We start from the raw sequence: 26159 nt of genomic DNA, 5'->3' as shown, positions 1-26159 counted from the left end.
ACTCTAGAGGCGTGATTGATCTGAAGTTTTTGCGCGAAAACCCTGACCTTGTCCGACAGTCGCAGCGCACCCGCGGCGAGGACCCGCAGCTTGTCGACGAGCTGCTGGCTGCTGATGAAAAGCGCCGTCGCGCCATTGCCACCGCGGATGATCTGCGCGCGGAGCAAAAGGCATTCGGCAAAAAGATTGGTCAGGCTTCTGCGGAGCAGCGCCCAGCGCTCCTGGAAGGTTCTTCGGAGCTAAAACTGAAGGTCAAACAGGCGCAGGAAGAGCAAAAAGCCGCCGAGGATGAGGTCACCGCCATCCAGTACCGGCTGCCGAATATCGTCGAAGGCGCACCGGCGGGCGGCGAAGAAAACTTCATCGAGATCGAGCGCGTCGGCGAAATCCCGAATTTTGATTTCGAGCCGAAAGACCACCTGGAACTCGGCGAAAAACTGGGCCTGATCGATATGGCCCGCGGTTCCAAGGTCGGCGGTGCGCGTTTTTATTACCTGACTGGCGACGGTGCCTTCCTGCAGCTGGGCATGATGATGCTCGCCGCGCAGAAAGCCCGCGAAGCCGGTTTCCAATTGATGGTGCCGCCGGTTTTGGTGCGCCCAGAAATTATGTCCGGTACTGGCTTTTTGGGTGAGCACGCCGACGAGATTTACTACCTGGAACGCGATGATATGTACCTGGTGGGCACCTCGGAGGTGGCGCTGGCGGGCTATCACAAGGACGAGATCATTGATCTTGCCGACGGCCCGATTCGCTATGCCGGCTGGTCGTCGTGTTTCCGCCGGGAAGCCGGTTCGCACGGCAAGGACACCCGCGGTATTTTGCGCGTGCATCAGTTCGACAAGGTGGAAATGTTCAGCTACTGCAAGCCTGAGGATGCAGCAGCCGAACACCAGGCTCTGCTGAACCTGGAAAAGGACATGCTGGCGGCCATCGACGTTCCGTACCGCACCATCGACGTCGCTGGTGGCGATTTGGGAACTTCTGCTGCACGCAAATTCGACAACGAGGCCTGGGTGCCATCCCAGCAGACTTTCCGTGAGTTGACCTCCACGTCGAACTGCACCACCTTCCAGGCACGCCGCTTGTCGACGCGCTACCGCGATGAGCAGGGCAAAACTCAGACTGCCGCGACGCTGAACGGAACACTGGCCACTACTCGCTGGCTGGTCGCGATTCTGGAAAACCACCAGCAAGCCGACGGCACCGTGGTGGTTCCAGAAGCCCTGCGGCCGTTCGTCGGCAAGGAGATCCTGGCGTGACGCGCTACCGCAGCCGGGCTCGGCTCCGTGTGCCGGAAAACCTGCCGAAGCTGAACAAGCACCCGAAAGAAGCCCGCGAGTTTCCGTATGGCACCCCGGTGGTGCCGATGGCTCGCTGGCTGATGTTTCTGCAGGGCATCGAAGTGACCGTGGACGGCGCCGAAAATATCCCTGCTGATGGTGGCGCGCTTCTGGCGATCAACCACACCGGCTATTACGACTTCATCTTGGGGGGCTACCCGGCCTACGTGCGCGGGCACCGCACCGTGCGCATGATGGCGAAAAAGGCGATTTTCGATACGCCGGTGGTAGGGACTTTGCTGCGGATGATGGGCCACATCAGCGTGGACCGTTCTGCAGGAAAAGGTGCTGCATCCAAGGATGCTGCGGTGCAAAAATTGCGCGAAGGCAAGCTCGTGGGGATTTTCCCAGAGGCTACGATCTCACGCGCATTTGAAATCAAAGATTTGAAAACCGGTGCCGTGCGCATCGCAGATGAAGCAGATGCGCCGTTGCTGCCAGTGATTATTTGGGGTTCACAGCGCGTCTGGACCAAAGGCTTGCCGAAAAATTTGCTGCGCCCCAAGGTGCCGATTCGGGTTGCCGTCGGCACGCCCATTGAGCTGAGCGGTTCTGCAGAAAAAGACACCGCAACACTTAAAGAAGCGATGGAAAAGCTGCTGGAGACCACCCGCGAGAAATACGCTGAGCGCCACGGGCCTTTCGAGCCCGGCTTGCCGTGGATGCCCGCATCGTTGGGCGGTGCCGCACCAACCCTGGAACAAGCCGCCGAGATTGATGCCGCCGCACGGGTCGAACGTGACCGGAAGAAAGCTGCAAAAGCAGCGAAAGCGGGAAAGAAAGACCACAAGTGAGCCAGCCTTGCGGAACCGACGCCGTCGGCCCGGCCCCGCGGCTGATCGTGAGTGACATCGACGGTACATTTCTGAACTCGGCAGACCGTGTGCCGCAGCGAGTCCGCGATGCCGTACACCAGGCCACCGCACAGGGAATACATTTCGCACTTGCGACGGGGCGGCCTTTTCGCTGGTTGCAGCCGGTGCTGGAGCAACTCGCCGTGCGCCCGGTGTGCGTAACCTCCAACGGTGCGGTGATTTATGACTGTGCCGCCGATGAGGTACTTACCGCCGCGGAAATCTCGCCAGAGTTGATGGAAGAGGTTTACTACACTGCGCAAGACATTTTTGCTCCCTATGGCGGGGTGAGCATCGCTGCAGAATACGCCGGTTATTCTGTGCGGCAAGACCCCACCGAGCTATTTGTTGCCGCGGAAAACTACGCGCACACGTGGGCGGATTCGCAATTTATTACCGCTCCCACGGAACAGGTGTGGCACAAACCAGCCGTGAAATTCCTGCTGCGCAACCCGGCTATGACCGCCAACGAGATGTACGTGTTGCTGGCAGAGCATGTTGATAGCCGTCGGGCACACCTGACGTATTCCATCGACGCTGGGTTGTTGGAGGTTGCAGCACCAGGGGTCAACAAGGCCGCTGGCCTGGAATATCTCGCCAAGCACCTGGGGGTGGACGCCCAAGAGGTGGTGGCTTTCGGCGATATGCCCAATGACATCGAAATGTTGCAGTGGGCCGGTTTAGGGGTCGCGGTAGAAAACGCACACCCGAGAGTGCGCCAGGCGGCTGATATGGTGACTGGGTCTAACGACGATGCCGGGATCGCCGAAATCATAGAACGGTGGCTGTAGAACAACCATGTATATCGCTGCACTCGACCAAGGCACCACATCCACGCGGTGCCTTATTTTTGACCGCGACGGGACAGTGGTCTCGCAAGCTCAGCTGGAACACCAGCAGATCATGCCGCGGAAAGGTTGGGTGGAACACGATCCGAATGAGATTTGGACGAACACGCGCCGGGTGATTTCTTCTGCGATGGTGGAACTCGACATCACCGCCCGCGATGTGAAAGCCCTGGGGGTGACTAACCAGCGCGAGACCGCCGTTGTCTGGGAGAAAGCCACCGGGGAGCCGATTTATAACGCGATTGTCTGGCAGGATACCCGCACCGGTGGGGAGTTTTCTGATGCGACGGTGTGGCAGGCGAAGACTGGTTTGTTGGCCAATTCTTATCCGGCGGGTCCGAAGATCGCGTGGATTTTGGATCATGTCGACGGCGCCCGTGAGCGCGCCGAGCGCGGCGAGTTATTGGCCGGCACCATTGATTCGTGGCTGGTGTGGAACCTCACTGGTGGTGCAGAAGAAAACAGCAGCGACGACGATGATCGGGGCAGTGGGGACCACCGTGATAATGGTTCCGGCGAAGCGCTACACATCACCGACGTGACTAATGCTTCGCGCACCTTATTGCTCGACCTGCACACCCTGGACTGGGACGATGAACTCTGCGAAGCCGTGCGTGTGCCCAAACAGATCTTGCCGACGATCGTCCCGTCGATCGGTGAGGTGGGTGCGGTGCGCCACCGTGGTTCGTTAACCGGCGTGCAGATCACCGGTATTTTGGGCGACCAGCAAGCTGCTTTGTTTGGGCAGCGCTGTTTCCACCCCGGTGATGCGAAAAATACCTACGGCACTGGCCTGTTTTTGCTGCTCAATACCGGCACGGAACCGAAATTTTCTGAGCATGGTTTGCTTACCACGGTCGCCTACCAGCAACAGGGGGAAAAGCCGGTGTACGCACTGGAGGGATCTGTCGCAGTGGGCGGCTCGTTGATCCAGTGGTTGCGTGATCAATTAGGGATTATCCCGGATGCTGCCTCGAGCGAATCGATCGCTGCCGATGATAACGGTGGGGTGTATATTGTCCCGGCGTTTTCTGGGTTGTTTGCTCCGCGTTGGCGGCCGGATGCCGCGGGGGTGATTGTGGGCTTAACCCGTTTTGCCGATCGCAGCCACATCACGCGTGCGGCCCTGGAGGCCACGTGTTTTCAAACCAGGGAAGTGGTTGAAGCCATGCAAAAAGATGCCGGACGCGAGTTATCGGGCCTGTGTGTTGATGGTGGAATGGTGGCGAATGATCTGCTCATGCAGATGCAGGCTGATATTTTGGGCTCGTCGGTACAGCGTCCGGAAATGATTGAGACCACCGTGTGGGGTGCCGCGCTGGCAGCCGGTATCGGCATTGGTTGGTGGGAGTTTTCGGATGATGACTATGTGGCTGACCGGGTGTGGGAGCCGGAAATGCCAGAAGCCCAGCGTGAGCAGCTCTACCACATGTGGAATCAAGCGGTAGAACGCACGCTGGGCTGGGAAAATGCCGCCGATTACAGCTAATAGCCGCTAGCCATTAGTCGGCATTGATTTGTAGCTCGCCGGTGGAAGGGTCGTAGGTGATGTTTCCGCCCTGGAAATTCACGCGGATCTTCTGGCCGTGTTGGTATTGCTCGCTGGTGGGTAGGCCCAGTTTTTCGAAGCCACCATTGGCCCAAGCTTTGGCGATTTCTCCCCACAGGGCGTTGGTGCCAGCGGTCTCGGAGTCGATGATCACGCCGTTGTCGAACAGCGCGAAGTTTACGTCGTCCGAGGCGCGCACAATACCGGTGGCTGGAGAGCCCAGGACTGGCCCGATCAGCTTATTGATTCGTGCCCAGGTCTGCTCGATTTCCGTGTTGCCGGTGAGTTTCACAACCTGGGTGATCAGCGCCGGAACGTCGCCAAGGTGGATGTCTGAGGAAGTCGCCAAACGCTTCAACGTTTCCTCGGTGGACTCGTTCGGCGCTTTGTTCGCGGCGCCATTAGCTTGCTGCAAAATCGCCATGACCAGCGGTGCGATGATCCCGATGGCTTTGACCGCGGTCTGTAACGGGCCGTCGCTAGCCGGGTTCGAGTTTGTGTGGGCGTTCTGGGTGCTCTGAGTGCTGTTCTGGTTGGTGGTTCCAGGCTGGTTACCGGAGTTTCCGGAATTATTGTTCCCGGATTGCGACTGCCCCGTTGCGTTGCCCGCGATCAGGCCTGCCACCTGCTGGTATTTCTTGTTAGTGGCATTACGGATATCACTCCAGCGCGCGACCGCATGCTGGCCTGGGCACGTCGTCGCTCCGACGTCGCGGTGTCCGTGGAAACGCTGGAACGTGCGGGTATCACCGGCTGGGTATTTTGCGTAGCTGCTGCCACCGGAAGTCATCTGAATGGTGCCGGATGGATCAAAACCGGACTGCGCAGCACGCCAACCGGCGATCTGGCCGACGGACTGGATGATGGCTTCGTTGATCGGTGCGACTTCGTAGTTACCCACCATGGAAATACCAAAGGTTCCCTGGTTGTAACCACCGGCGTGGGCGCCCATCACGCCTTCGTTGAGGCCACCGCGGCGGCCTTCATAGATGGTGCCGAACTTGTCGACGAGCGCGTGGTATCCGATATCGCACCAACCTAGAGTCTGAGTGTGGTACTGGTACGCGCCACGGACCTGCGCGGCAGCGCTAGCGGCGTCGTAATTGTTGGAACCTGCGGTGTGGTGCAGGGTCAGTGCGTTGTAGTCCATGCCGGTAGCGCCGCAGTTGCCCCGGTAGGACTCGTTGGCGCCCCATCCTTGGCGGGTGACCACGCTGGGCATGCCGACGGACAGGTTGGCGGTCTGCTCGATCGCGTTTTCTGCTTGGCCCGCGCCAGCGGCGGCGTTGCCGTTGACGAACACAGCGTTGAGGTCATCGGCGCCGGTAGCACCAGCGTGTGCATCGGAGCCCGCACCGGCACCCGCGCCGTCAGTGAGGTCTACGTCGTCTGCGACCGGTTGGATAACACCAGCAGAAGTTTCCAAACCAGCCTTCGGCAGAGTGCCCGGCGTGGTGGTGTTCGTGCCGTCAGTGGTTGCCTGGCTTGCGCCTGCAGATTCCGCTGCGCCCGCCGTTTCCGCTGTGCTTGCAGATTCTTCTGAGCCTGCAGCTGCAGCTTCGTCGCCAGTAAACAGATCCAGCCCAGCCACGGAAACCTGCACGGTGTGGGTCGGCTCGACGTAGATCAGCTCGGTGCCCTGCTGAGTTGCTTCCTCCGGGTGGGGTAGTGCATCGGCTTCGAACCATTCGGTCCAGCTGCCGTCGGCACGCTTCGAACGGAAATGCGCGTTGATATCGCGCTCGCCGCTCCAGGTCAGGGCGAAAGAATCGAATTCCTCATCCTTCGTGAACTCCTGGACCGCGCGGGACGGAGCCGGGCCGTCGCCTTGGGTAGCGACAGCTGGGTCATCCACGACGGTGGCGGTACCGCTACTGAAACTGGCGGTGCTGATGCTGGCTTCGGCTTGTCCGGAACCGGCGTTTTGGGTTTGCAAAACCTGGTGGCCTCCGAAAGCGGCGGTGACCACGAGGGCCGCCGTCGCGGTGACAGCGACGACTGGGCTGGCGCTGGCCCAGTTTCGCAGCGACCCGGAGGTGCCAATACGGCGACGTAAGTGCATGAATACTCCTGTTTCCTTGAATGATCCCGCGAAGCATTTTTCCGCGAAGAATGATTCAGCGAATCAATCAGCAACACACCCCTGAAGCACGTCACTCGCGTAATCCATGTGCCAGAGGTGAAGATACAGGCTCAAAGTTACCCATGAGAAGAATGTTATTTATGTTGCGACACGCGGAATTATGCGCGCGCCTTAGTTGCTCCCACTAGTGCGCGTAGTGCTCCACTAGTCTGTAGAGCATGACTGCATATGACCTCATCGTTGTCGGATCCGGATTTTTCGGCCTCACCATCGCAGAACGCGCGGCCAATGAGTTGGGCAAAAAGGTGCTCATCGTCGAAAAGCGCCCCCACCTTGGCGGAAACTGCTATACCGAAACAGACGAAGAAACCGGCATTGAGGTGCATAAATACGGTGCCCACCTGTTCCATACCTCGAACAAGCGGGTATGGGAATACGTCAACAAATTCACCGATTTCACTGATTACCAACACCGCGTTTTCGCCATGCACGACGGCACTGCCTACCAATTTCCCATGGGGCTGGGCCTGATTAACCAATTCTTCGGCCGCTATTACAGCCCGGAAGAAGCCAAACAATTGATCGCGGAGCAAGCTTCGGAATTTGACTCGGATAAAGCCGAGAACCTGGAGGAAAAAGCGATCTCCCTGATCGGGCGCCCGCTGTATGAGGCATTTGTGAAAGGCTATACCGCCAAGCAGTGGCAGACCGATCCGAAAAACCTCCCGGCCGGAAACATCACCCGCCTGCCGGTGCGTTATACCTTCAACAACCGCTACTTCAACGACACCTACGAAGGCCTGCCGGTCAACGGATATACCGCGTGGTTGGAAAATATGGCGGCCTCGGACAAGATCGACGTGCAACTGGACACGGATTGGTTTGCAGTCCGCGATGACATCCGCGCGCAGTCGCCGGATGCTCCCGTGGTGTATACCGGACCGCTGGATCGCTATTTCGATTATTGTGAGGGCCGTTTGGGGTGGCGCACCGTGGACTTCGACAAAGAAGTCCACGGCGTGGAAGATTTCCAGGGCACCGCGGTGATGAACTACAACGACCAAGACGTGGACTACACCCGCATCCTGGAATTCCGGCACTTCCACCCAGAGCGCAACTACCAGCGCGAGAAGACGGTGATTTTCAAAGAATATTCCCGTTTCGCTGGTGACGACGACGAGCCGTATTACCCAATCAACACCCCGGAAGACCGCGAAAAACTCGCTGCCTACCGCAAGCATGCGGCGAAAGAAGTCATCGACAATAACGTGCTGTTCGGCGGCCGCTTGGGTACCTACCAGTACCTGGATATGCACATGGCCATCGGCGCGGCTCTGTCGATGTTCGACAACAAGCTGGTGCCGTATTTCCAGGACGGTAAGGCACTAGAGCAAGAACGCGGCCACTAAGCATTAACGTTAACTGCATTAACGTCTACTGCATTATCGGGCACTACACTAACGCCCGCTGCACTGCCCATTCGTGAATCAACCCTTGTGAACTGGAGAACCGTGAACCATCGCGAAGCCCTGCAACGCATTCTGTTACCGAAGCGCGGCGAACCTTTCGATGTCTGCATGCTTTACCTCATCGAATCCCCGCAGAACAAAGAGCGTTTGAGCTGGGATACCCGCACTGATATAACCGTGCCCGCCGGCGCGGAGGCCAGCTTCGAAACCTATTTCAACGCCTTCCCGGCATCGTATTGGCGCCGCTGGTCGCAACTCGATTCCGTCGTGTTGACCATGAAGGTAGAGGGCACGGCCAATATCTCGTTGTACCGCTCCAAGGTCGACGGCACCCGCGTTGGCGTGAGCAACCACTTGGTCGTCGACGACACCCTGGACATTGAACTGCCGTTGAAAAACTTCGAAGACGGCGGCTGGTACTGGTTCGACGTCACCGCCGAAACCGACACCAGCATCAGTGAGGCCGCCTGGTGTGCCCCGCATGCACCGAAGCCACAAACGCTTCCCGACGGCTCCACCATCGAGCCTGCGGAGAAGAAAGTCGCCGTCGGCATCCCGACATTTAACCGACCGGCCGATGCCGTCGCCGCACTACAGGCCTTGGGGGAGGACCCTGTCGTCGAACAGGCAATTTCTCACGTGCTCATGCCGGACCAGGGCAACCAACACCCAGCGGACGAGCCGGGATATGAGGACGCCGTTGCGGTCTTCGGCGAGCGCTTCCACGAATTCCGGCAGGGCAATCTTGGTGGCTCCGGTGGTTATTCGCGGATCATGTACGAATTCGTGGAGAACACGGATGCGCCTTTCGTGCTGTTCATGGACGACGATATCGCTATCGAACCGGATTCTATCCTGCGCGCCGTGCAGGCAGCCCGTTTTGCAGCCAGCCCCATCGTCGTCGGCGGACAAATGTTGAACCTGCAGCAGCGTGCCCAGCTGCGCACCACAGGCGAGACTATTCACGGCCGCGATTTCATGTGGGGATCGGCCCCATACGGGGTTTACGACCACGATTTTTCCGAGTACCCGCTGGGCTACACGCTCACCGAAGAACAACAGCGCAACCCGCACGCGAAAAGCAGTGCAGACCTGCACCGTCGCGTCGACGTCAGCTACAACGGCTGGTGGATGTGCCTGTTCCCGCGCGTGGTTGCCGAAACCGTCGGCCAGCCGCTGCCTTTGTTTATCAAGTGGGATGACACCGAGTATTCGCTGCGCGCTTCCGAATTTGGCTTCCCGACGGTCACCTGGCCGGGCGCTGCTATCTGGCACATGGCCTGGGCAGATAAGGACGATGCGATCGACTGGCAGGCGTATTTCCACCTGCGTAACCGTCTGATTACTGCCGCTATGTACCACCGCGGCAGCTTTAAGGGCGTGGCGCGCTCGATCATGAAATCCAGCTATAAGCACGCGATGTGCATGGAATACTCCACCATGGCCATCCAGATCGAAGCCATGCGTGATTTCCTGGCGGGCCCGGACCAGCTTTTCGACGTGCTGGAGACCTCGTTGCCACGGATCCAGAAGATCCGCCAGAACTACGATGACGCCGTGATCTATGAATCCGCGGCGGATCTGCCCGCACCAACGGGAGCCGATGTTCCCCTGCGCAATGTCGGTGGCCGCTTGGGCAAGGTGAAAAAGATCCCATGGGCGCTGAAAACCCTGCGCCACCTGGCAAAGGAAGCGGATCCAGCCCACCACGAGGCACCGCAGATTAATCTGAACCCGAACGAGGCTCGTTGGTTCAACCTGTCCCGAGTCGATTCGGCAACCGTGACCACCGCTGGTGGCACCGGGGTGGCTTTCCGTAAGCGCGATAAACAGCTGACCAGCGATTTGCTCTCACAAACCCGGAAGTTGCTGAAGGATATTGAGGCTCGTTTCGACGAGCTGCAGACCACCTACCGGAGTGCGCGTCCGCAGCTGACCGCACGCGAATCGTGGAAGAAGGTCTTCGATGCTCAATAAACTCAGCCAAGCAGAATCCCGCGTGCTGGAGCGCATCCAATCGGTAGCGTTTGACGCGCCGGGCGTGTTGTCGACCGCACGTGGGCTGTCGCATTTCGGCGAACACGCTGCGGGATGGATCGCCAGTGCAGGCGTTGGGGCAGTCGTCGACAAGCAACGACGCGGCCAGTGGGTGCGGGTTGGTGCCTCGGCACTGACTGCGCACGCCGCCTCTGTGGTGCTCAAACGCATCGTGCGGCGTCGTCGTCCGGATTATCCGTATGTGCGCGTCGGGGTGGCAACGCCGTCGAAATTGTCGTTTCCGTCGTCACATTCGACGTCAACGGCGGCATTTTGTACTGGGGTTTCGGAATTGACGGGTTCGACAACGCCGTTGGTTGGTATCCCGGTGATGATGGCATCGCGTATGGTGTTGGGGGTTCATTACCCGACAGATACTCTGCTGGGTGCAATGATTGGTTATGCGACCGCTAAGCGAATGATGAGGCAAGGCTAGATGGAAAACGACGGTCACCAAAGCGTGTTCCACTCGGAACCACACACCTCCGGCGTGGATACCGGCCGGAAGCGTCAACCTCCGAAGAATCTGCTTGATGGCATGATCAAGGCGCTGCGTCCGAAGCAGTGGGTGAAAAACAGTCTGGTAGTTGCCGCGCCGGCTGCTGCTGGCGCCGGTGTTTTGCTGGATGGTCGCACGCTTGCCGACGTCGCGTTGGCGTTTCTCGTCTTTTGCATGGGTGCATCCTCGATTTATTTGGTCAACGACGCCCGCGATGTGGCATCGGACCGGGCGCACCCAACCAAGCGTTTCCGTCCGATCGCTGCCGGTGTGCTTCCGGTTGGGCTGGCCTATGCGATGGCCGTCGGATTGATTATCGCAGCCGTCGGTCTGTCTTTCTTGGCCTCAGATGGGCTGGGGCTGGCCGCGGTGATCGCGGTGTATATCGCGCTGCAGCTGGGGTATTGCTTTGGCTGGAAACACATGCCGGTGATTGATATTGCGCTCGTTTCATCCGGATTCATGCTGCGCGCCATGGCTGGTGGCGTGGCCGCCGGTATTGAGCTTTCGCAGTGGTTCCTGCTGGTAGCTGCGTTCGGTTCGCTGTTTATGGCATCTGGTAAGCGCTACGCGGAGCTGCTGCTATCCGAGCGCACCGGCGCGAAAATCCGCAAAGCCTTGGAAGGCTATACTCCGACCTATCTGCGTTTTGTGTGGACGCTGGCGGCTACTGCCGTTGTCATGTCTTATGCCTTGTGGGGCTTTGAGCTTTCCGAGGCTACTGAGGGCTTGGCGTCGATCATGTATCAGGTCTCATTGGTGCCGTTTACCATCGCGATTTTGCGCTATGCCTCGAATGTGGACCGCGGTGAAGGCGGTGCGCCGGATGAAATCGCCTTGGAGGACCGCGCCTTGCAGGTGCTGGCGCTGCTGTGGATCGCCTGCATCGTCGTTGCGGTGTATATCGTTCCAGCAGTACAAGTAACAACCGTTTTCAATTAGCGATTATTTTTTGCTGCCCCTACACTGGCCTCAAGCTGTGTAACGAAATTATCTCGATTATCGATACACGTATCAGAATCCGTTGTCGCCTGCGGGTATTATCCCGAAAACCATGGAGCATACAGGCGGCAAATGAATAATTTCCGTGAAGGGGAGCAATGACGTCGATCGTGAATATGCGTCGTGCGGTGGTCACAATGGTGACTGCCGTGGCGGTCGCGCTGGGGATGATGGCCAGCCCTTCGGTGGCGACCGCACAAGATAACCGGCACTGGTTGCGGCCAGACGCCACCGGCACCTGTGAGTGGGATCCACATGTTGCTTACTGGATCCAGCGCTGTGATGTGTATTCGCCCGCCATGGGCCGCAATATTCCCGTCCAGATACAGCCTGCCTCCCGTGGCGGCAACGCTGGCCTGTACCTGCTGGACGGCCTTCGTGCGAACAACCAGCAGAATGGTTGGAACCGTGAGGGCAATGCTCACAAGCTGTTCGCCGAAGACAACATCACTTTGGTAATGCCGGTGGGTGGCGAGGCTTCGTTCTACGCAGACTGGCAAGGTACTCCGAAGTACTTCCCAGGTGAAGAAGACGGCAGCTACAAGTGGGAAACTTTCCTGACTGCTGAGCTCCCTGGTTACCTGCAGCAGCACTTCGGCGTCGCTCCGAACAACAACTCTGTTGCTGGTTTGTCCATGGGTGCTACCGCCGCGATGAACCTGGCCGGTAAGCACCCCAACCAGTTCCGTCAGGCTTTGTCCTACTCCGGCTACCTGTTTACTACTGCGCCGGGTATGCAGACGATGATGCGTGTGGCGTTGCTTGATGCCGGTGGTTACAACATCAACGCGATGTACGGCACGCTGATCAACCCGGCTCGTTTCCAGAATGACCCGTTCTACTTGGTGGGCAATCTGCGTAACACTGACGTTTATGTTTCCGCTGCTTCCGGTGTTCCTGGACCTCCAGATCAAAATCTGCGGCCAGAGCATAAGGCTCCTGGCATCGCCCTGGAGTTCATGTCCATGATTGGTACCCGTACCTTTGAGGCGAATGCTCGCTTGAACGGTGTCCCAATCACTACTGACTATCCGGCTCAGGGTCTGCATAACTGGTATCAGTTCAACTACCAGTTGGAGCGGACTCGGGATCGCATCTTGGATGTCATGGGTGCCCGCTAGGCAGTTCTGAGTATCTCTAGTCCCGTACAGGGGTGAGAGGCTTCCACAGCCAGATTGGTTGTCGCAACACGGCGACGCCAGTCTGGCTTTTCTTGTGCGTTGGTCTATGGTGCGGTGGATCCAGCCCTGTGCATGAGGCGAACTTGCGCGACAGAAAGCGCCGGACGCGCCGGGCGAGAATTTTTCTGGGAATTTGCGGAGTGTCTTACCAACAACCGTCTAGTTAAACCTAAACTTTAGACTTGAAAACTACGCGAGTAGGCCAGCCGTATCCCGGAAGCGGGGAACTTCCGGGGTGCGGACAGGCCTGAATTTTGCCTACCCTGCACACACTTTCAAGGAATCACTATGCGTCTAGACTCGTCTTCTTCCCCGCACGTTCAACCACTGACTACCGGTCAGCAGTCACGCGGTTTCCGCGGTCGCGCCTGGTTGAAGGCCTTGGCGGTGCCCACCGCCGTTGCTGCCGGATTGGCTGCCGTGCCTATTTCTACGCAGGCTCCTGTAGCGCAGGCACAAAGCTCATTCCCAGGAAGCTCGAATCTGTTGCCACAAAATGACGGCATTACGGATTCGGTTCTGCCGGGAGAGGCCCCGCAGCGCAGCACCATTGAGACGGAGTACCCGAGCTCCGATGGCCTGCCAGAAGGCGTCGAGATTGATCGTGTGGAATACAAATCACCGCGCCACGCATTCGTCTACGTTAAATCCGCTGCTATGCCGGACCAGGAAATGAAGTTCCAGGTGCTGCTGGCCCGTGATTACTACGCTAAGCCGAACCAGAAATTCCCGGAATTGTGGTTGATGGACGGTCTGCGCGCCCGCGAAACCGAATCTGGGTGGACCATCGCGACCGATGTGGAACGTTACTTTGCTGACAAAAACGTCAACGTCGTCCTGCCGGTCGGTGGCGAGTCTTCTTTCTATTCCGATTGGCAGCAGCCGGACAACGGCAAGCACTACAAGTGGGAGTCTTTCTTGACCAAGGAAGTTATCCCGATCATGGACAACAAGTTCCGTTCCAATAAGCAGCGCGCAGTTGCGGGTCTGTCCATGGGCGCAACTTCTGCTATCAACATGGCAGAGCGTAACCCGCACCTGTTCAATTTTGCTGGCTCTTTCTCCGGTTACTTGGATACCACCAGCAAGGGCATGCCAGAAGCTATTCAGGTCGCGCTTTCCGACGGCGGTGGATACAACGCCGAAGCGATGTGGGGCCCGCTGTATAGCCAGGGCTGGATTGATCACGATCCGAAGCTGGGCATCGAGCAATTGCGCGATATGACGGTCTACGTCTCGGCTGGCAGCGGACAACCAGACTTTGGTGATCCCAACTCCGTCGCCAAGCACGGCCCAAGCCTGCCGGGTGTCGGTTTGGAAGTGATCTCTCGCATGTCGACGCAGACCTTCGTCGACCGGGCCAAGAAAGAAAATGTGGACGTCGTCGCGAAGTTCCGCCCGACCGGTATTCACACGTGGGAATACTGGGAATTCGAACTGAAGCAGGCATGGCCATACATCGCGAACTCACTGGATATCCCAGATGAAGGCCGCACCGCTAATTGTGAGGTCAAGGGTGCGATTGCCGCTGACGTGTCTGGCCAGGCGCACTTTGAAGAGTGCCTGACTAACGAGTATCAGGTGGGCGAGACCGGTGGCGTGGCACAGGACTTCACTGGTGGTACTGCTTATTGGTCGCCAGAAACCGGCGCACATGGTGTGTATGGCGCCATCAACGCGCGTTATGCACAGTTGGGTGGCGCAACATCGTGGCTGGGCTTCCCGAAGTCCACTGAGCTTGGCACCCCGGATGGCAAGGGCCGGTTCGTGCAATTCGAAAACGGCAATATCTACTGGCACCCAGATACTGGTGCTTGGGAAGTTCCTAACGACTTGCTGGAAGGCTGGAAGGAGTACGGCTACGAGACCGGCACTTCCGGTTACCCAACGGGCAAGGATGAGCACGTGGGTGGCGGCAAGGTGCAGCCGATGCAGAACGGATTCTTGACCCGCAACCGGGAGGGTAAGACCTACTTGGTGCACGGTGCGATTGGTAAGAAGTACGCATCCGTCGACAAGGCCGAGCTGGGTCTGCCGAAAGGCAACGAGATCAAGATCAACGGCGGTTGGTTACAGGAGTTCGAAAACGGCAATATCTACTTCTCGCCGGAGTCGGGTGGTCACGTGATCAAGTACGGCAAGATCTTCGACGAGTGGGGCAAGCACGGTTGGGAACAGGGCAAGTATGGCTGGCCAACCGCTGATTACGAGTCCAAGCCGGGCGTGAACGAGCAGAAGTTCCAGCACGGAACCTTGCAAGAGATCAACGGTGGCGTACGGGAGAAGTAATGCGATTTACGCGAAGCTTGGGTCCTGACAAGACGGCTCCCGGCAAAACGGGAGCAGGTATACCGGGCACTGGTACACGGCGTCGGAAAGCGTCGTTGGCGGCAGTGTTGGCTTCTGGTGCTCTGGTGTTGGCGGCGTGTGGTTCAGCAACCGTAGAAGACGAAGAGCCAGAGACTCTGAGCAAATCGTCGACGACTGCCTCGGAATCCACTGCGGCTAGTTCTTCGAAGTCGAAAGATGCTGATAAAGACAGCAAGGACGGCAAGGACGGCAAGAGCAGCAAAGAGTCCGAAAAGAAGGACTCTGGCGCGAACACGGCGGGGCACAGTAACGCTGAGCCAGCACCGCAAGCTGGAGGCAGCGGTGGCAGCCGTGATCGTGGAGCGCAGGAAATCGACGAAATCCCGGATACCAACAACTTCGAAGGCGATAACGCTGCATTCCTCGATGATGTTCGTGCACTCGGTGTCGACGTCGGCGGAGTTGAAGGCCAGGTCATCTCTGCCGGTTACTTGGTCTGTGATGACCAGACCGCGATTTTGCAGGCGGTAGCCGGGCAACTGATTGGCCAAGACCGGACTGACAGAGAATTCGAAGATTTGGCTGATAATTTGGCGGAGTCCGCACGCAAGCACTTTTGCTAGGTGCGGTCGTAAAATCCGCGGTTCTGCTCAATCAGGAAATGTGAAGCTATGAGAAAAGTGTTCACGGTTATCGCCGTGATCGTTCTGGTCCTGTTAATCGGTGCCGGGGTGATGCAATATTTAAGCGGCGAGGATCCGATGGCTCCGGATGAGCAAGCCGGCCCTGCCGAAGAAGCGGACGAGCCTGTGCAGCCGGAGTGGTGCCCTCGGGTGGAATTCATTTCTGCTCCGGGCACCTGGGAATCCGCTGCGGATGATGACCCGTTCAACCCGCAGGCTAATCCACATTCCTTTTTGCTTAATGTCACCCGGCCTTTGCAGGAGCGCTACGCTCCGGACGACGTGCGGGTGTGGACTCTGCCGTATTCTGCCCAGTTTGCCAATGTGCAAAACCAGGACCAGTTGAGCTACGACGAATCCCGTGAAGAAGGCACGCAGAAGGTTCGCGAACGCCTGGCTGCCACGCATGAGGAATGCCCGCTGACGGATTTCGCGCTGACGGGCTTTTCCCAGGGCGCTGTGATCCTGGGGGATATCGCTAATGAGATCGGCAATCACCGTGGGCCGATTCCGCCGGAGCGTGTACGGGGCATTGCCTTGCTTGCCGACGGCCGCCGTACTGCGGACCAGGGGATTAATCCTGGAGTCCCGGTTGGTGGGGTAGGCGCCGAGGTTGCATTGAAGCCTCTGGAAGGTTTGGTGCAGGGCGTGACCCCGGGAGCGTCGATGCGTGGTGCGCGGGATGGTTTCGGTGCGTTGCAAGATCGCACTTTCCAGATCTGTGCCCAGAATGACCCAATCTGTGCCGCGCCGGAAAGCGTGTTGGATGCGTTTGGCCGGGCTCTGGAGCTGGCGAATAATTCGCATGCCCAGTACGGCACCAATGAGGAAGTAATTCCGGGTACGACGGCGGATGAGTGGATTAAGAATTGGGCTATTGAGACAATCGATCAGGGTTAGCCAGATAGGTTTGCTCGGAATGTGAACCTCACCAGCACCGCCACGTGGAAAGTCTTTCGGCGTGGCGGTTTTTCGGCGTGGCGATTCGTGATTGTGAATTAGAACTCATAAGATTTGGTATTGACGTTAACGTTTCTTATTTTGTTTCCGATAGCACCTGGTAGTTGCATGACTTCTGCGCCAACGTAGGCTGGAATCTTAGACAAACAAACATTTCGTACTGGTACTAGACGTACCGGTGTTAGCTCAGCAAAGGAATCACCATGGATCTTAAAGCAGCAATGAGTCAGTTTTACGACGGCCAGGGCAACCTGAAACTCGCCCCGCAATTGTCCTTGGTGGGCTTGGCTGAACTGCTGTACCAGGGTGATCTGCACACCGGCGGAGCCGACCGCCATTGCCTGCGGTTCTGGGATTATTCCCAGTCGCGGGAAGGCACCCCGGTTGATTTCACCCGGCAAGAGATCAACATCCGTATCAAGTCGGTGGCAGCCCGCCTGCAGCAGGTCGCCAAAATGGGCGACCGGGTTGCGATCTTGATGGGTAACTCCCCGGAATACATCTTCGGTTTCGTCGGCGCGATGTATGCCGGTATGGTTCCGATTCCGCTCTATGATCCCAATGAACCGGGCCACGAGGGCCACCTGACCGCCGTGTTTGCCGATTGCGGGCCAAAACTGGTGCTGACCAACCGCCCGTCGGCGGCCGCGGTGCGCGATCACTTCAAAAAGTTGCCTTCCCGCGAGCGTCCGCGCATCTTGGCAGTCGATTCGTTGCCGAATTCTCTGGCAGATTCTTATGTCAATCCGCAGCAAACCATTGAAGGCCAGCAGCGCATGGCGTCGTCGACGGTCATGCCAATCGACGAACCCGCCTTCTTGCAGTACACCTCGGGCTCTACCCGCACCCCGGCCGGTGTGGAGCTGACGAACCGCTCGATTCTGACCAACGTGCTGCAAATCTTCGAAGCCGCCCGCCTGCGCCTACCGCTGCGCCTGGTCTCATGGTTGCCGCTGCACCACGACATGGGCATCATTCTGAATCTGTTTGCCACGATCATGGGATTGCACACCGAGCTGATGTCGCCGAAAGACTTCATCCAGCAGCCAGCACGCTGGACGCGCATGATGTCGGCTCGGGAAGGCGACGATCACCGGGGCGTTTATACCGTGATCCCGAACTTCGCGCTGGATCTGGCCGTGCGCTACGGCAACGAAGACGGCCTGGATTTCTCGAATATTAACGGCATCATCATTGGTTCCGAGCCGGTGACGGTGAAAGCGCTGAATTCCTTCCTGGATGCCTTCGAGCCGAAGGGGTTGACGCGTCGTATGCTGCGCCCGTCGTACGGCTTGGCAGAAGCTTCACTGATGGTGACCACTCCGCAGACTGAGGACCGCCCGAAGATCAAGTACTTTGATCGGGACGAGATCTCTGCGGGCAAAGCTGTGGAGACCGGCAGCGACGACGGCGTGGCGTTCATCTCTAATGGCGAAGTGGTGCGTCCGCAGTACCTGGCTATCGTCGACCCAGAAACGAAGGCTGAGTTGCCGGAATTGAGCGTCGGCGAGATTTGGTGCCACGGCGATAACATGGCCGCTGGTTACCTGAACCGCCCGGAAGAAACCGCGGCCACCTTCCACAACATCATTGGCGAGCGTCGTGAAGATTCCCGCGTTGCCCAGGCCCCTGCTGATAATTGGATGGCCACGGGAGACCTCGGCGTGATTATCGACGGCGAGCTGTATATCACCGGCCGCCTGAAAGATATGGTGGTAATCGCCGGGCGCAACCACTACCCGCAGGATATTGAACACACCGTGATGTCTGCTAGTGATCACGTGCGCAGTGATTCCGTGGCTGCATTCGCGATTGCCGCGGATAACACCGAAGAATTGGTGCTGTTGATTGAACGAGCCGACCAAGCCGAAGAATCCGGCGATGAACAGGCAATTCAAACCATTCGCGCGGAAGTCACGGCCCGGCACGGCGTACGGCCGTATGATATTCAATTCCTGGCTCCTGGCGAGCTCTCCCGCTCGTCGGCAGGCAAGATCGCGCGGCAGGTAGCAAAGAAGAAATATGAGGGATCTGAGGGAGAAGCCTAAATGACAGTTGAGCAGCTGAAGAGCTGGCTGACCGAGTGGGTAGTGAAGGTTACTGACCTTCCTGTCGAAGAGGTATCGGAAAACAAGCCGCTGGAAGCGCTGGGGCTTTCTTCGCGCGATGCGGTGATCCTGTCGGGTGAATTGGAAACCTTGCTGGATACCCGGTTGGATCCGACTATCGCCTACGAATACCCCACCATTGCGTCACTGGCTCAGCGGCTGGTCGACGGCCCGGCGGAAGGTAGTGCGCGGGCTAGTGCTGCCCAGCAATCTTATGAGCGTGCCGACGTCGCTGGTGCCGCAAACGGTGCACGCGGCGGGGCCGATGCCTTTGGCGGCGATATTGCGATCGTCGGTATGTCCGCCCGCTTCCCACAGGCAGATGGCCTGGACGAATACTGGCAGCTGCTTGCAGAAGGCCGCACTGCTACTGGTGAGCTGCCACTGGGACGGTGGAGCGAGTACCAGTCTGACCCGGTGATGTCGGAGAAGATGGGCAAGATCAATCTTTCCGGCGGCTACCTGGACGATATCGCTAGTTTCGATCCGGAATTTTTCGGCCTTTCTCCCATTGAAGCCACCAATATGGATCCGCAGCAGCGCATCATGCTGGAGCTGACCTGGCACGCGCTGGAAAACGCGCACCTGCCGGCCAATGAGCTCAAGGGCACATCCGTCGGCGTGTTCATGGGTAGTTCGAATAATGACTACGGCATGCTGATCACTGCTGATCCCGCCGAGGCCCACCCGTATGCGTTGACGGGTACTTCGTCGGCTGTGATCCCGAACCGCATCAGTTATGCCTTCGATTTCCGTGGGCCGTCGCTGAACGTGGATACCGCGTGTTCGTCGTCGTTGGTTTCGGTGCACCAGGCTGTGCGCGAGCTACGCTACGGTTCGTGCGACGTGGCCGTGGCCGGTGGCGTGAATATATTGGCCTCGCCGTTTGTCTCGACTGCTTTTGGGGAGCTCGGCGTGATTTCCCCGTCGGGCGCCATTCACGCGTTTTCCGATGATGCCGATGGCTTCGTGCGTGCCGACGGCGCCGGTGTGGTGGTGCTGAAGCGGCTTGCCGACGCCGAAGCTGCTGGTGATGAGATCTTGGCTGTGATTAAGGGCAGCGCGACGAACTCCGACGGACACTCGAATGGTTTGACCGCGCCGAACCCAGAGGCACAGATTGACGTGTTGCGCCGTGCATACGCTGATGCCGGGATTGATCCCGCGACCGTCGATTACGTGGAAACACATGGCACCGGCACGATCCTCGGCGATCCGATTGAGGCCAGCGCATTGGGCGCGGTGCTTGGCCCGCGCCGGGAGACGGACACCCTGATTGGTTCGGTGAAATCGAATATCGGCCACTCGGAATCCGCCGCCGGTATTGCCAGTTTGATCAAGGTTGTGCTGGCGATCCAGAACGACACATTGCCGCCGTCGGTGAATTTCTCTGAGCCGAACCGTTATATCGACTTTGAAAAAGAACGCTTGGAGGTTGTCGAAGATCCACGAGAGTGGCCGTCAGACAACAAGATTGCTGGTATTTCCGGTTTTGGTTTCGGCGGTACGAACGCACACGTCGTGGTGCAGAAATACGACGCGGCGTCGACAGCGCAGGATGCGGCTGCGGACGTGGCTGTGGCTACAGAAACCCAGCCGCGCCTAAATAGCGACAACGTGGTGTTGCCGATTTCCGGCATGGTGCCATCGCGGCGTCGGCAAGCAGCCGGTGATTTGGCCGGTTACCTGGAACAAGCCCAGGACAACAAGGATTTTGCTCTCACCGCGGTTGCGCGCACGTTGGCAAAGCGTAATCATGGCCGTTCGCGTGCAGCCGTCGTCGCTGCCGATGCTGCTGAGGCCATTAAGCGCCTGCGCAAACTCGCTGAAGGCAAGGCAGCAACCGCTGCAGTCAGTGGGGATGCGCCCGAAAGCCCCGGCCCGGTTTTCGTCTACTCAGGGTTTGGTTCCCAGCACCGGAAAATGGTCAAAGACCTGCTGGAACAGTCACCGCAATTTGCGGCACGGATGGCGGAGCTCGACGAAATCGTCGATTTTGAGGGCGGCTGGTCCGTGCTGGAATTGGTACGGGATGATGAACAGACCTATAACACCGAAACCGCGCAGGTAGCGATTACCGCAATCCAGATTGCGCTGACGGATCTGTTGGCACAGTGTGGTGCGCGCCCGGCGGCTGTGATTGGCATGTCCATGGGTGAGATTGCCGCAGCCTATGCTGCCGGTGGTTTGCGCGCCGAGGATGCCATGCTGATCGCCTGCCACCGTGCCCGGCTGATGGGCGAGGGTGAAAGCGCACTGACCGGTGATGCACAAGGCGCTATGGCCGTTGTGGAGCTGTCCGCACAGCAGATCGCGGACTACGCCGAGCAAGAAGAATTCGTTGGTGTGGAACCCGCCGTGTATGCCGGGCCGGGCATGACGACGGTCGGTGGCCCGCGGGCTGCGATTTTGCGCCTGGTGGACAAGCTCGAAGACGAAGGTAAATTTGCCCGCGCGCTGGATGTGAAAGGTGCCGGCCACACCTCCATGGTGGAGCCGCTGCTTGGCGAGCTCGAAGCTGCCATCGCAGGCATCGAACCTGCCCCGTTGCACACCCCGCTGTTCTCGTCGGTGGATCAGATCCACCACCAGCGCGGTGCCGTGGTGCATAACGAGGATTATTGGTTGCACATGACGCGCCAGCCGGTGCATTTCCAGGATGCGGTCGCGAGCGCATTTGCCCACGGCCACAACACGATGGTGGAAATCAGCCCAAACCCGGTTGCGTTGATGGGCATGATGAACACTGCCTTTAGCGTCGACAAGGCTAATGCGAAGTTGCTGAAGACGCTGAAGCGTAAGGAAGATTCCGCTAATAACCTGGTGGATTTGCTGGCGCAGCTTTATGTTTTGGGCCAACCGGTTGATTTCTCGCAGCTGTATGGCAGCGGTGAGTATGCTGCGGTGCCCAACACGCGCTTTAAGAAGCAACGATATTGGACGAATGCCCGTCCGAGTGCCGGCGCTGCCGGGCTGCCCGGAACCCGCGTGAATTTGCCGGATGGGCGCACCGCGTTTTCTGTGGATGCTGACCAGGTGCCTTCGACGCTGGCGTTGCTGGAAGCAGCCGCCGAGGCGATGCAGCCGGGCGCACAGCTAGTGGCGGTGGAAGAACCGCGCACGTTACCGGCCCAGGGTGAGTTGACGACGATTGCCCAGCGCAATGTTGGTGGTGTGGCGTTGACTGTGCACGATATGACCGCGGGCGTTGTGGTTGCGGAAGGTTTTGCTACTACGTTGGCGCTTGCCGACGGCGGTGTTGGTGCACACGCGCAATCGCAGAATTTGGGTGTGGCGCCGATTCCAGAATCACCGCTGGCTGCTGGTGTACCCGGTGCCGAAGGTGCAGCCGGTGCCGCCGCGGCCGCCGGAAACAACCTGGGCATGCCTGGCGCGGATTCGGGGGTGCGTTGGGATCCGGAGGCCGAAACCGTCGAGGAGCGCCTGCGCTTAATTGTTTCTGAGTCCATGGGCTATGACGCGGAAGATTTGCCCGGCGAGTTGCCGCTGATTGACCTGGGGTTGGATTCGCTGATGGGCATGCGGATTAAAAACCGCGTGGAAAACGATTTCCAAATTCCGCCGCTGCAGGTGCAGGCTTTGCGTGATGCGTCGGTGGCGGATGTCGTGGCGATGGTCAACCAGGCCGTTGCGGAAAAGCACGGCTCTGCTGGCCCAACACCGGAAAACGGTGCTGCAGTGCGGGATGACCAGAGCTCCTCTGAGAAGAGCTCCGCCGAGCAAAGCTCTGCCGATCAGCCAGAGCAGGCCCAGCAGCCCGAACAGTCCTATGCCACGCAGACAGAAGGAGTCGGCGTGGCGCCACGTGATGCCGCTGAGCGCCTGGTGTTTGCTACCTGGGCTAGTTTGACTGGTCGCGCGGCCACTGGTGTCACCAGCACGTTGCCGGAAATCAGCGGCGAAGTCGCCGACAAAATTGCCGAGCGCTTGAGTGAGCGCAGTGGCATGAACATCGGGGCCGAGCTCGTCGGCAAGGCAGAAAACCTGGAAGAAATCGCCAACGTGGTGCGCGAAGGCCTGGAAACCGACGTCGAGGGCAATATTCGCGTGCTGCGTGAGGGCAGCGCTGATGCGCCGGTGGTGTTCATGTTCCACCCGGCCGGTGGTAGTTCGGTGGTGTACCAGCCGCTGGCGCGCCGCTTGCCGCAGGAGGTTTCGGTCTATGGCGTGGAGCGTCGCGAAGGCAGCTTGGAAGAGCGCGTGGCGGATTACCTGGGCGATATCCGCAAGTATGCGAAGGGACGCCCGGTCATCCTGGGCGGCTGGTCCTTTGGTGGAGCGTTGGCGTATGAGGCGGCTTCGCAGTTGCTTGCCGACGCTGGTAACGCTGTCAATGCTGATAACGCCGACAACGCCAACCACGGCATCGACCTCGCCTTTATTGCGCTGCTGGATACCACCCAGCCGTCTGAGCCGATTCCGGACACCTTGGAGGAGACCAAGGCCCGCTGGGAGCGCTACGCCGCATTCGCGGAACGCACCTACGGGCTGGATTTCCCAGTTCCATATGAGCTGCTCGAAACCGCCGGTGAGGAAGCTTTAATGCAGATGCTGGAGCAGTTCCTGGCTAGTTCCGATGCCTCCGAGCACGGGCTATCCGCGGGCGTTTTGGAGCACCAGCGCGCCAGCTTCGTGGACAACATGATCCTGGGCAAGCTTGATTTCGCACGCTGGGCGGATGTGGATCTGCCGGTGTTGTTGTTCCGCGCGGAACGTATGCATGATGGTGCAATTGAATTGGAGCCACGCTACGCGAATATTGATCCGGATGGCGGCTGGGGTGCTATCGTCGACGAGTTAGAGATCGTTCAGCTGCCGGGTGATCACCTGGCGGTGCCGGATGAGCCAGCGATTGGCATCGTCGCAGAGCATATGGACCGTTGGATGAAGACCAAGATCCCCGCTGCACGGGAGGAGCACTAGGTGACTAATACCGCCGAGAAACTCGCTGACCTGCGTCGTCGTTTAGAAAAGGCGCAGGATCCTGGTTCGGAGCGGGCGCGGGCAAAGCGCGATGAGGCCGGGCGTACCACTCCCCGGCAGCGCATTAATGCTTTGCTTGACGACGGCTCCTTCATGGAGGTTGGCGCGCTGGGTAAAACCCCGGGCGATGACGATGCGGTGTACTCGGATGGTGTGGTCACTGGGTATGGGCGCATCGGCGGCCGCCCGGTGTGTATCTATGCGCACGATAAGACGGTCTATGGCGGTTCCGTTGGTGTGACGTTTGGCCAGAAAGTCACGCAGGTGATGGATATGGCTGCCCGCATCGGCTGCCCGGTGATTGGTATTCAGGATTCTGGTGGTGCGCGCATTCAGGATGCGGTGACGTCGCTGGCGATGTATTCCGAGATCGCACGTCGGCAGATGCCGCTGTCGGGGTATGCGCCGCAGATTTCCATCATGTTGGGTAAATCCGCTGGTGGTGCGGTGTATGCCCCGGTGACCACGGACTTTGTCATCGCGGTGGATGGTGAGGCCGAAATGTATGTCACCGGCCCGGCTGTGATCAAAGAAGTCACCGGCGAGGAAGTCAGCTCCGCGGAACTCGGTGGTGCGCGCCAGCAGGAGCGCAACGGTAACGTGCAGGCCGTTGTTGACAGCGAAGAAGATGCCTTTGAGCTGGTGCGTGATCTTTTGGATCACCTGCCGTTGACGTGTCATGATCCGGCGCCGTCGTTTTTGGCGCCTAGTGACGAGGAAGTCGCGTACACCCCAGAGCTCGACGAATTCATGCCGGATGACACGAATGCCGGTTACGACATCATTGATGTGCTGAAGTTGTTGGGTGACGACGATCAGCTGATTGAGTTGCAGGCGAACTTTGCGCCGAATATGGTAACCGCTTTTGGGCGTATTGATGGTCAGGCGGTGGGGTTTGTAGCAAATAACCCGATGCACTTTGCCGGTTGTATCGATGCCGATGCTGCTGATAAGGGCGCGCGGTTTATCCGTATTTGCGATGCCTACAACATCCCGCTGATCTTCGTTGCCGATACCCCTGGGTATTTGCCGGGTGTGGAGCAAGAAAAGGCCGGGTTGATTCACCGTGGCGCTGGTTTTGCTTTTGCTTTGGTGGAGGCCACCGTGCCGAAGATTTCGTTGGTGGTGCGCAAAGCCTATGGCGGTGCGTATGCGGTGATGGGGTCGAAGAACTTGTCTGGTGATATCAACTTTGCATGGCCGACCGCGCAGATTGCGGTGATGGGTGCGGCCGCGGCCGTCGTCATGATCCAGGGTAAACAGTTGGAGCAAACCCCGCCGGAACAGCGTGGGTACATGAAGAAACTGTTTATGGACTTTTACGACGAGAATATGACCTCGCCGTATGTAGCTGCTGAGCGCGGCTATATTGATGCCATGATCCAGCCTTCGGAGACCCGGTTGAAGCTGCGGCAAGCGCTACGCCAGTTGGCGACTAAGCACGTGGAAGACTTGCCGAAAAAGCACCCGATCGCGCCTATGTAGGTGGACCGGAGAAAAAGAAGCCGAGTGCGATAGTAATGATAAGAACTGGTGATAGTGCTGACAGCAATGCAGCGATATACAAGTCGTATTTCTTTGTTTTATGTGCGAGATAACAGTTAAGCGCGCAAATTGCGGCTATCGCTGTACCGGTAATAGCCACTGAGGGCCACCACCAGTCTTGACCAATGGTCCATAGCAAATAGCTACCGACAAAGGCGGCAATTGTTGCACCCCAGCCTAGTAAACGCGCAGGTTTCACTTGTGACACCTCCCGGTGATTGACTTAGTAAAACTTTTCCTAGCTTTGCTCATCAATCGAGATGATAATATTCCTACAGAACCTGCCAGCATAATTAGTGCGCTGGTGAATCCTTTCGTGTGTCCGGTTGCTATAGAAACTACGACAATCAAAAAGGATACGCAGCATAGGCCTAGCATTGCCCATGTTGCACCATGAGTTTTGTTCTGTTTATCCACATCAGTACTCATGATCATCACCTTGGTCTAATCTGGGGGCCTGTGAGTCTGCACCTTTGTCTAGCGTAAGTCTCGCAGAACCTCCGTTCTCTAGCAATATCACCTGAGTTTGAATCTCGTCTTTGCGTCAGAATAGCAATTTTTGAATGGATGTATTCGGATTTATTGTTAAAATTTTTTATTTCCGAAGAGTGCAGTGCATAAAGAAGATGAAAGGCTGTGGATTGCCTCTGGGGATGAAATCGGATTGGTGGCAGTCTTCGTTCA

Annotated in this window: 17 protein-coding genes; 15 read left to right on the top strand and 2 right to left on the bottom strand. The window is 58.3% G+C overall.

Features of this window, described 5'->3' with window-relative positions:
* Positions 1-11: 11 nt before the first annotated feature.
* The 4 genes from serS to glpK are packed head-to-tail and all read left to right on the top strand — an operon-like array spanning position 12 to position 4534.
* Complete coding sequence (serS, locus tag B142_RS0110780; RefSeq protein WP_018121564.1) at positions 12-1262, top strand: serine--tRNA ligase; 1251 nt, start codon at positions 12-14, stop codon at positions 1260-1262.
* Positions 1259-2137 (top strand): lysophospholipid acyltransferase family protein, encoded by an 879-nt coding sequence (locus B142_RS0110775; RefSeq protein WP_018121563.1) that lies wholly within the window; start codon positions 1259-1261, stop codon positions 2135-2137. Before serS ends, B142_RS0110775 begins: the two co-directional genes overlap by 4 nt.
* Complete coding sequence (locus B142_RS0110770; RefSeq protein ID WP_018121562.1) at positions 2134-2988, top strand: HAD family hydrolase; 855 nt, start codon at positions 2134-2136, stop codon at positions 2986-2988. The genes B142_RS0110775 and B142_RS0110770 overlap by 4 nt, the downstream gene beginning before the upstream one ends.
* Positions 2989-2995: 7 nt before the next feature.
* Complete coding sequence (gene glpK, locus B142_RS0110765) at positions 2996-4534, top strand: glycerol kinase GlpK (protein ID WP_018121561.1); 1539 nt, start codon at positions 2996-2998, stop codon at positions 4532-4534.
* A 13-nt stretch (positions 4535-4547) separates the two neighbouring features.
* Here glpK and B142_RS0110760 read toward each other — a convergent pair whose 3' ends face one another.
* Positions 4548-6656: an N-acetylmuramoyl-L-alanine amidase gene (locus B142_RS0110760; protein ID WP_018121560.1), complete on the bottom strand. Its 2109-nt coding sequence runs from the start codon at positions 6654-6656 to the stop codon at positions 4548-4550.
* Positions 6657-6895: 239 nt separating this feature from the next.
* On the opposite strand from B142_RS0110760, the gene glf reads away from it, so the two are divergent.
* The 11 genes from glf to B142_RS0110705 all read left to right on the top strand — a co-directional run bounded on the left by glf (position 6896) and on the right by B142_RS0110705 (position 25415).
* On the top strand, positions 6896-8086 hold the full coding sequence (gene glf, locus B142_RS0110755) for a UDP-galactopyranose mutase (RefSeq protein WP_018121559.1): 1191 nt from the start codon (positions 6896-6898) through the stop codon (positions 8084-8086).
* 102 nt (positions 8087-8188) lie between these two features.
* Positions 8189-10123 carry a glycosyltransferase gene (locus B142_RS0110750; RefSeq protein WP_018121558.1) on the top strand — a complete coding sequence of 645 codons (1935 nt, stop codon included), beginning with the start codon at positions 8189-8191 and terminating at the stop codon, positions 10121-10123.
* Positions 10113-10619: a phosphatase PAP2 family protein gene (locus B142_RS13710; protein ID WP_018121557.1), complete on the top strand. Its 507-nt coding sequence runs from the start codon at positions 10113-10115 to the stop codon at positions 10617-10619. The genes B142_RS0110750 and B142_RS13710 overlap by 11 nt, the downstream gene beginning before the upstream one ends.
* The gene (locus B142_RS0110740) at positions 10620-11624 is read left to right on the top strand and encodes a decaprenyl-phosphate phosphoribosyltransferase (protein ID WP_018121556.1); all 1005 of its coding nucleotides are present in this window, start codon (positions 10620-10622) and stop codon (positions 11622-11624) included.
* Positions 11625-11782: 158 nt separating this feature from the next.
* Positions 11783-12805: an alpha/beta hydrolase gene (locus B142_RS0110735; RefSeq protein WP_018121555.1), complete on the top strand. Its 1023-nt coding sequence runs from the start codon at positions 11783-11785 to the stop codon at positions 12803-12805.
* Positions 12806-13153: 348 nt separating this feature from the next.
* Entirely contained in the window at positions 13154-15154 is a 2001-nt protein-coding gene (locus B142_RS0110730) for an alpha/beta hydrolase-fold protein (RefSeq protein WP_018121554.1), read from the top strand.
* On the top strand, positions 15154-15798 hold the full coding sequence (locus tag B142_RS0110725) for a hypothetical protein (RefSeq protein ID WP_147579096.1): 645 nt from the start codon (positions 15154-15156) through the stop codon (positions 15796-15798). Before B142_RS0110730 ends, B142_RS0110725 begins: the two co-directional genes overlap by 1 nt.
* Positions 15799-15846: 48 nt before the next feature.
* Positions 15847-16758, top strand: coding sequence for a cutinase family protein (locus B142_RS0110720; RefSeq protein ID WP_018121552.1), 912 nt, complete (start codon positions 15847-15849; stop codon positions 16756-16758).
* Positions 16759-17021: 263 nt separating this feature from the next.
* A complete protein-coding gene (locus B142_RS0110715) occupies positions 17022-18866 on the top strand; it encodes a FadD32-like long-chain-fatty-acid--AMP ligase (protein ID WP_018121551.1) in 1845 nt (614 codons plus the stop codon).
* Entirely contained in the window at positions 18867-23870 is a 5004-nt protein-coding gene (gene pks13, locus B142_RS0110710; RefSeq protein ID WP_018121550.1) for a polyketide synthase Pks13, read from the top strand.
* A complete protein-coding gene (locus B142_RS0110705) occupies positions 23871-25415 on the top strand; it encodes an acyl-CoA carboxylase subunit beta (protein WP_018121549.1) in 1545 nt (514 codons plus the stop codon). It begins immediately after the preceding gene.
* Here the strand turns inward: B142_RS0110705 and B142_RS13360 are convergent.
* Positions 25408-25674: a hypothetical protein gene (locus B142_RS13360; protein ID WP_023018802.1), complete on the bottom strand. Its 267-nt coding sequence runs from the start codon at positions 25672-25674 to the stop codon at positions 25408-25410. The two genes, B142_RS0110705 and B142_RS13360, sit on opposite strands and share 8 nt — an antisense overlap.
* Positions 25675-26159 lie beyond the last annotated feature (485 nt).

Source organism: Corynebacterium propinquum DSM 44285, assembly GCF_000375525.1.
Classification (GTDB): domain Bacteria; phylum Actinomycetota; class Actinomycetes; order Mycobacteriales; family Mycobacteriaceae; genus Corynebacterium; species Corynebacterium propinquum.
This window is presented reverse-complemented; position numbering and strand designations above follow the sequence as displayed.